This window comes from Geminocystis sp. CENA526, assembly GCF_050753365.1.
Lineage (GTDB): Bacteria > Cyanobacteriota > Cyanobacteriia > Cyanobacteriales > Cyanobacteriaceae > Geminocystis.
In genome coordinates, this window is sequence record NZ_JBLZFY010000202.1 from 1 (window position 1) to 3,156 (window position 3,156).

Consider the following 3,156-nt stretch of genomic DNA (forward strand, 5'->3'; position numbering starts at 1 on the left):
TTTTAAAGAAATATATACTATTCGTGCAGATGAAGCCAAACAATTAGACAAGGAGGACAAAAAGGCTTTTCCTGATGTCGATTATGCCATTGTTGAATATCCATTGCCTCTACTAGAGAAAGGAGTGGCATTTATTGATAGTCCTGGCTTAAATGATACGGAAGCTCGAAATGAACTCAGTTTAGGCTATATTAGTCAGGCTCATGCCATTCTTTTTGTGCTTTGTGCTACACAGCCCTGTACTAAAGAAGAACGTAACTATTTAGAACGTTATATTAAAGGTCAAGATTTAAACGTCTTCTTTTTAATTAATCAATGGGATACGATTGTTTCTAAACTAGAAGATGAAGATGAATTAGAAGAGGCTGAAAGAAAACTCCGTCAAGTTTTTCGCAGTAATCTTGAGTCTTATTGTATGACGGAAGGAAAAAATTTGTACGAACAAAGAGTTTTTGAGCTTAATTCTCTGGGTGCATTTAAAGCCTTGAAAAAAGATCCCCCCGGTTCATTGCAAGGTACTGGTTTCGATCGATTCTTACCGGCTTTAGATCATTTTTTAACGAGGGAACGTTTATTTGCCGAAATCAAAAAAGTTAAAGGTTTAGCCCGTCAGGTTCATCTGGAAGTTCATAATAAAGTAGAAGAACGTTTACCCCAGATAGATATGGGTTTAGATGAGTTAATCGAAAGAATCAAATCAGCTCGTCCTGAATACGAGAATCTTAAAGCCATTCGGGATAATTTTCAGGGAGAAATAGAAGATATTGCTGAAAGTAACGCCGAGAATTTAGCTGATGATTTCTATAACTACTTGTGTAACTTATCTAATACCTTTGAAAAGGATTTTGAACCTTATCAACCAGATTTGAAAGTCTTGGAATTATTAAGAGGCGGAAAACGCAAAGAATTTGAGGCAAAATTGCAAAAAGCCTTTGAGGGTTATTTTAAAGACCGTATGGCACAATGGACAAGGCGTTGTGAGGCACAACTGAAAGAGGCTTTTGTTCGACTGGGACAAATTGCTAATGAATATGGTAGTAATTATAGCAATGTCACCGACAAAATGAGTGAAAAACTCTCAGGGCAAACAATTCAAACTAATCATATTTCCACAGAAGATAAATCTCCAAGATGGGCGAAGTGGGCAGGTACTGCTGTTGGTTTATTTACTGGGAATCCGGCTGGTGCGGTGTTAGTGGGTACGGGAGCTTTGAATTGGAAAAGTTTAGTAACTCAATTTATAGCAGTAGTTGTCGGTAATTTAGTTCTGATTAACCTTTTTGGTGCAATCTTAGGTCCGCTCGGTATTGTAGTAGTTAATGCTTTAGTCGGAGGAGCTCAATTAGTTAAAGCGAGGGCGGAATTAGCTAAACGAGCAAAAGAGGAAATGAAAAAAGAATTGCCTAAATTAGCAAAAGAACAAGCCCATCCGGTTTATCTGCAAATTAAACAAACTTTTGACACTTTCAAAAAAGAAGTCATCAGTCGAATTAATGAAGATATTAATTCTCGTAAAACCACCGTTGATGAATTAGTAGCTCAAAAACAATCCAAAGAAATCGATCGACAAGCCGAAATCGATCGACTCCGTAACTTCGATCGTGAAATCTATACGGTTTGGAATGACATTGACACTGCCTATGATCAGTTCCTCGAAAAAATAACCTAAAACCGTAGGGTGGGCAATGCTCACCATCAAAAAAGGTTTGTAGTTACCCCTTTAAGAGTAATAAGGGCGAAAGCAATAAAGGGTTGAATATTATTCAACCCCTACAACCCTATATTAATATTTTTCTGGAGGTCAAATGGATATGGTGAATCAAAATTATTTATTGAGGGATAACTATATTTAAGAGGTAAAAAATTATGGTTAGGAAAAAACTATCGATGATTAATCCAAAAGATTATGAACATCCTTTTGACATAGAAACCCGTGAAATGTTGGAAAATACCGCAGGTTTAGATATGCTGATTCGACAAGTTAATAAAATTGGCATTGAGAGAATTTTAAAAATTCAATATACCGGCAGTAACTTACGAGTAAATAAAACCAATTTTCCAACTTTATATAATGCCTTAGAAGAAGCCTGTGAGATACTTAATATCCAAAAATTACCTAGTTTTTACATTGATTGGAGTTATGGCATTAATGCTTTTACCGCAGGTATCGAAAATCCGATTTTAGTGATTAACTCTGGTTGTGTCGATTTATTGACAGAAGATGAGCTTCTATTTATTATCGGTCATGAATTAGGTCATATTAAAAGCAATCATGTTTTATATTACCAAATGGCTTCCTTTATGCCTATCATCACTCGAATTTTGGGAGATATGACTTTAGGTTTTGGAGGCACAATCTCTTTAGGTATTGAATTAGCCTTGTTTAATTGGCAACGCATGGCAGAATTAACAGCCGATCGCACCGCATTATTAACTTGTCAAGATATAAAAACCGCAATGACAGCCTTAATCAAAATGGCAGGATTACCGATTAAATATTTTAATTCAGAATTAATCGATGATTTTATTGAACAAGCAAAAGAGTTTCAAGATTATGACTATGATGCTTTAGATTTAGTTGCTAAAGTAGTTAGTACCATGAGAAATTCTCATCCTTGGACGGTGATGAGAGGTGCTGAACTTTTGAAATGGTACGATTCAGGAAACTATCAAAATATTCTTGACAATTCTAATTCTGATTGGCGTAAAAAAAATCTACCTTGGCAAAAACAACACCCGTGGAAACCTCCTGAATCCCTTAACTTTTGACGTTACACAATACAAGGGTGAGTATGAGCATCATGTATCAAGCCCCACAATTCGATACCGTAAAACATTCGATACCGTAAAACAGGCATCTTGCCTGTAAACAAACTAATAGATTTAGGAGGACATTTTCAATGGTTAACTTCCGCTCTAATCTTAATAATTCTATCAAATTCATGGCTAAATCTTTAGCACAAGGGGTTGTTAACAACTATATGGGAGTTGAGATAGAGTCTTTACCCTTAGCTGTTCAAGTTGATAAATCTTATATTCTCAACATGGCTTATTTATGTCGCTTGGCTTATATTGCTTATGAAGATACTCCTCTCACCGTCACAAAACTGTTGACTTCTCCTCAATATTTCCCTCAATATTCTTTTAATGATATAC

General features: G+C 35.7%; 3 protein-coding genes. All 3 read left to right on the top strand.

What is annotated here, in order from left to right; all coding sequences use genetic code 11:
* The coding region (locus ACN4EE_RS22565; RefSeq protein ID WP_431708765.1) for a dynamin family protein at positions 1 to 1,669 on the top strand (1,669 nt) is incomplete at its 5' end.
* A 218-nt stretch (positions 1,670 to 1,887) separates the two neighbouring features.
* Complete coding sequence (locus ACN4EE_RS22570) at positions 1,888 to 2,769, top strand: M48 family metallopeptidase (RefSeq protein ID WP_431708766.1); 882 nt, start codon at positions 1,888 to 1,890, stop codon at positions 2,767 to 2,769.
* 131 nt (positions 2,770 to 2,900) lie between these two features.
* On the top strand, positions 2,901 to 3,156 hold a 256-nt coding region (locus ACN4EE_RS22575), incomplete at its 3' end, for a hypothetical protein (protein ID WP_431708767.1).

What these genes read in the sequence shown, in the direction of transcription:
- ACN4EE_RS22570 (WP_431708766.1), top strand. Translation starts at nt 1,888, where the DNA reads ATGATTAATCCAAAAGATTATGAACATCCTTTTGACATAGAAACCCGT.